This window comes from Streptomyces sp. 13-12-16, assembly GCF_002114215.1.
Classification (GTDB): Bacteria; Actinomycetota; Actinomycetes; order Streptomycetales; family Streptomycetaceae; genus Streptomyces.
This window is the reverse complement of sequence record NZ_NCTE01001149.1, coordinates 2207-5795: the sequence shown is the minus strand read 5'-3', so window position 1 is coordinate 5795 and position 3589 is coordinate 2207. Positions and strand designations below refer to the sequence as shown.

General features: G+C 74.7%; 2 protein-coding genes. One reads left to right on the top strand and one right to left on the bottom strand.

All coding sequences use genetic code 11. From position 1 onward, the window contains the following. Window positions 1–899, top strand: an 899-nt coding sequence (locus B7767_RS36650; protein ID WP_085575788.1) for a hypothetical protein, incomplete at its 5' end; no start/stop codon positions are given. Here the strand turns inward: B7767_RS36650 and B7767_RS36645 are convergent. After that, on the bottom strand, window positions 869–3301 hold the full coding sequence (locus B7767_RS36645; RefSeq protein WP_085575787.1) for a right-handed parallel beta-helix repeat-containing protein: 2433 nt from the start codon (window positions 3299–3301) through the stop codon (window positions 869–871). The genes B7767_RS36650 and B7767_RS36645 overlap by 31 nt on opposite strands. Window positions 3302–3589 lie beyond the last annotated feature (288 nt).

The window sequence follows — 3589 nt, the reverse complement described above, 5'->3', positions numbered from 1 at the left end:
CCCGCCGCATCGCCTCCGTGCGCGCCATGGCCGCCCTCACCGACCGCGCGCCGCGCGTCCTCGCCGTCACCTCCGCCGCGACCCTGCTCCTGGGCGCCGGCGCCCTCGTCGGCGCCCTGACCACCGACAAGACACCCGGCGAGGCCGCCCGGGGCTCGTACGCCGTCGTCCACGGCGCCGCCGAGACCGCGCAGGCGCTGGGCTCCTGGCTGATCGGACTCGGCTTCGTGCTCCTCGTCACCTGGGGCCGCCGCGCCTACAAGGACGCCTCCGCGCGGCGCACCATCGGCATCCTGTGGGACGTCGGCACCTTCTGGCCGCGTGCCGCGCACCCCTTCGCACCGCCCTGCTACGCCGAGCGCGCGGTGCCCGACCTGACCTGGCGGATCGCCACCTGGACCCGGGCCACCGGCGGCCGGCTGGTGATCTCCGGCCACTCCCAGGGCAGCGTCCTCGCCGCCGCCACGGCCTGGCAGCTCGCGCCGTCCACCCGCAGACGCGTCGCGCTGCTGACCTACGGTTCCCCGCTGGAGCGGCTGTACGGCCGCTGGTTCCCGGCCCACTTCGGCCCGGACGCGCTCGGCTCCCTGCACCGGGAGGTCGACTGCTGGCGCAACCTCTACCGGCGCACCGACCCCATCGGCGGACCGATGCGGCTGCCCGGCGACCGCGGCCCCGCCGTGGACCGCCCCGCGCTCCAGGACCCCCTCGCCTACGGCCGCACCGAGGCCCACCCCCTGCCCGCGCCGATCCTCGGCCACTCCGACTACCAGGCCGACCCGGCGTTCGCCGAGGAACGGCACCGGCTGCTCGCCCGCCTGCGGCCGGACGTACCGGCACCCCGGCACACGGGGGAGCCCGACGGAGCTCAGGGCAGCGAGGGCAGGTCCTCGGCGTAGAGGAGGGTCAGGTCGTCGGTGGTCGGCTCGTCGAGCTGGGCCACCCGGCTCGCGTGCCGCTCGACCATCGCCTCGAAGGTCTGCCGCGCGGTGCGCCCGTTGCCGAACGCGGGCCCCTTGGGGATGTCGGTGAAGTACGCGAGCACCGCCTCGTCGGCGCCCGGCGCCAGCCGGTACTCGTGCTCCTCGGCCTGCTGCCGCACGATCCGCAGCAGCTCCTCGGGGCCGTAGTCGCCGAAGGTGATCGTCCGCGAGAAACGGGACGCCACACCCGGGTTGACCGACAGGAACCGCTCCATCTCGGCCGTGTAGCCGGCCACGATCACCACCACCGCGTCCCGCTGGTCCTCCATCAGCTTCACCAGCGTGTCGATGGCCTCCTTGCCGAAGTCGCGCCCGGCGTCCTCGGGGGAGAGCGCGTACGCCTCGTCGATGAACAGCACGCCGCCGCGCGCCTTCTCGAACGCCTCCTGGGTGCGGATCGCCGTGGAGCCGATGTGCTCGCCGACCAGGTCGACCCGGGACACCTCGACCAGATGCCCCTGCTCCAGCACCCCGAGCGAGGCGAGGATCTCGCCGTACAGACGGGCCACGGTGGTCTTGCCGGTGCCGGGGGAGCCGGTGAACACCAGATGCCGCTTGACCGACGCCGCCTTCAGGCCGGCCCGCTGCCGGCGCCGGCCCACCTCGATCATGTCGGTGAGGGCGCGCACCTCGCGCTTGACGCTCTCCAGGCCCACCAGCGCGTCGAGTTCCCCGAGCACGGCCTTGGAGGTGCGGGACTCCCGCTCCGGCTCGGGGGCGGGCGGTGCCGGCTCGGCCGTACGGGAGGCGGGAACCGCGCTCAGCAGGCCGGTGGTGTGGCTCACCGTCCGCACGGCGGCCGGCTCCGGTGCCGTTGCCGGCCTCGGGCTCCCGCTCTCGTCGCTGGTGCAGTCCTCCACGACGGGACCGCCCGAACCGGACGCCGCGTCGCCCTCGGCGAACTCGTACCCACCGCGCGCGCAGCGCTCCGTACGGCACTTCCGCAGCGTCGTACGGCTGCCGTCGATCACGTGGAAGCCGTAGCCGCCGCTGCCCGTGACCCGGCAGTTCACGAAGGTTCCGCGGCCGCCGGCCGAGACGTAGACACCGGCCTCGGCGGGGGAGTCGACCGTGCAGCGCTCGACGGTCGGGTCGGCGCCCTTGGTGACGATCACGCCGGTCTGCACGCCGTCCAGGGAACAGTTGCCGAGAGTGCCGCCGCTGCCGTGGTCGCGGAACCAGGCGCCCGTCGCCGCCTCCCGGATCCGGCAGTCGTCGAGCTGCGCGGTGGCGCCGTCACTCACCGACACGGCCGTGTTGCGCACCTGTGTCAGATCGCTGTCGACGACGTCCGCGCGGGAACCGCGGTCGAGCACGAACAGGGCGTCCGGCACGTCGTGCACCCGGCAGGACTCCAGTACGGCGGTGGCGCCGTCGCTCACCCACACCGCGGGGTAGTCACCGGTGCTGTCGAAGATCTCGCACTGGTTGGCGTCCACGCGCGTGCCGGGGTCCCACACCGACAGGCCGTTGCGGCCGAACCGCCGCACGCTGGTGCGGGTCAGGGTGAGCACCGAACGGGACCGCAGGTCGACCGCGTTCTCCGGGATGTCGTGGATCCGGCAGTCGGCCAGCGTCAGCACCGCGTCCGTGTCGAGCGTGATGCCGTCCCCGGTCGTCCGGTGCACGTCGCAGTCGGTGAGGTGCGCGGTGGCGCGGCCGGTGACCTGGACACCGCTGCCCCGCACCTCGTAGACCTCGCAACCCACCGCCTCCAGCGCCGAGTTCTCCCCGGTCGCGGTCAGTCCCGAGCCCGAGGCGTGGTGCACCCGGCAGCGCTCGAGGCGCGGGTGGGCGCCGCCGCGCACCGCGACCCCGGCCTGCCCCGCGGCGACCACCTCGCACTCCTCGAACACCCCGCCCCCGCCGTCCAGTACGGCGATGCCGGTGCCCGCCGGATTGTCGACCGTGCAGCGGCGCGCCGTGGGCCGGGCGCCGCCGCGCACCTCGATGCCGGTCGCGGACCGGGTGACCACGCGTATGTCGCGCAGCTCCGGGGTGCCCTCCTCGACCAGCACGGCCGGGGCGGTGGCGTCCTGCCCCTCCACGTGCAGGTCCTGGACCACCGCCGAGGCGCGCACGGTCAGCGGAACGCCGTCCGGGGGCGCGATGCGCACCGAGCCGGGTGAGCCCTCGGGGCCGCGCAGGGTCACCGCCCGCTGCACGACGAGGTTCTCCCGGTAGGTCCCGGGAGCGACGGTGAGGACGTCGCCCTCGGCCGCGGCCTCCAGGGCGGCGGCGAGCGATGCGTACTCACCCGTGCGGCGCCGCCACCTCGATGTGCCGGTGTGCGTCACCTGGACCGTGCCCTGTGCCATGGCGTAGCTGTGCCCCCACCTTGTCGTACGTGGCTCGTTCGCGCGCGTGTTGCCGCCGATCGGTTCGGCCGGACCACCGTAGCGTGCGCGCGGGCACCGGGTTGACCAGAGCCGGAACGTCGGTCAGCTGCCGGTCCCGGTCCTGCCCCAGTCCGGGCCCGCCTTCTCCCATGCCCGGTCCCAACGCTCGTACCGGCGGCGGACCATGCGCCGGACGGTCAGCCGTCTGAAGCCCTCGACGAGGGCCGCGGTCGCCAGGGCGGCGCCGGTGCCGGCGAGCACGGCGTG

Bases quoted from the DNA above. Each gene is read 5' to 3' on its own strand.
- B7767_RS36645 (WP_085575787.1), bottom strand. From the start codon at position 3,301: ATGGCACAGGGCACGGTCCAGGTGACGCACACCGGCACATCGAGGTGG.